The following is a 1,184-nucleotide window of genomic DNA, read 5'->3' on the forward strand; positions in this document are numbered from 1 at the left end:
CCCGGCTGGCGGCGGCGCTGACGCCGGAGGTGGACGCGGTCCTCGCCCGTCGTCCGCTGCGGGACCTGGTCACCGCCTCCGAGCCGCTCGCCCTGCTGGTCGAGCGGGAGCGGGCGCTGTACGGATCCTGGTACGAGTTCTTCCCCCGCTCCGAGGGCACCCCCGAGCAGCCGCACGGCACCTTCCGCACCGCCGCCCGCCGGCTGCCCGCGATCGCCGCGATGGGCTTCGACGTCGTCTACCTGCCCCCGGTCCACCCCATCGGCACCACCTTCCGCAAGGGCCGCAACAACTCCCTGGACGCCGGCCCCGACGACGTCGGCGTGCCCTGGGCCATCGGCTCCCCCGAGGGCGGCCACGACACCGTCCACCCCGCCCTGGGCACCCTGGAGGACTTCGACCACTTCACGGCCCGCGCCGCCGAGCTGGGCCTGGAGGTCGCGCTGGACTTCGCCCTGCAGTGCTCCCCCGACCACCCCTGGGTCCACAAGCACCCCGAGTGGTTCCACCACCGGCCCGACGGCACCATCGCCTACGCCGAGAACCCGCCCAAGAAGTACCAGGACATCTACCCCATCGCCTTCGACGCCGACATGGACGGCCTGATCGCCGAGACCCTGCGCGTGCTGCGGCACTGGATGGACCACGGAGTGCGGATCTTCCGCGTCGACAACCCGCACACCAAGCCCGTGGTGTTCTGGGAACGCGTGATCGCCGGCATCAACGCCACCGACCCGGACGTGATCTTCCTGGCGGAGGCGTTCACCCGGCCCGCGATGATGCACACCCTGGCCCAGACCGGCTTCCAGCAGTCCTACACCTACTTCACCTGGCGCAACACCAAACAGGAGCTCACCGAGTACCTGACCGAGCTGTCCGGCGAGGCGGCCGCCTGGATGCGGCCGAACTTCTTCACCAACACCCCCGACATCCTGCACGCCTACCTCCAGCACGGCGGCCGTCCCGCCTTCGAGGTCCGCGCCGTCCTGGCCGCCACCCTCGCCCCCTCCTGGGGCATCTACAGCGGCTACGAACTGTGCGAGAACACCCCCCTCAAACCCGGCAGCGAGGAATACCTCGACTCCGAGAAGTACCAGCTCAAACCACGCGACTGGGCAGCCGCCGCACGCGAGGGCCGCACCATCGCCCCCCTCATCACCAAACTCAACGACATCCGCCGGCGC

The 1,184-nt window shown here is 70.4% G+C and carries 1 pseudogene; it reads left to right on the forward strand.

The features are described from left to right. Positions 1-1,184 (forward strand): annotated as a pseudogene (locus ACIOWN_RS34555) (alpha-1,4-glucan--maltose-1-phosphate maltosyltransferase); the annotation flags it as partial.

The organism is Streptomyces sp. NPDC087787 (assembly GCF_044743035.1).
Classification (GTDB): domain Bacteria; phylum Actinomycetota; class Actinomycetes; order Streptomycetales; family Streptomycetaceae; genus Streptomyces.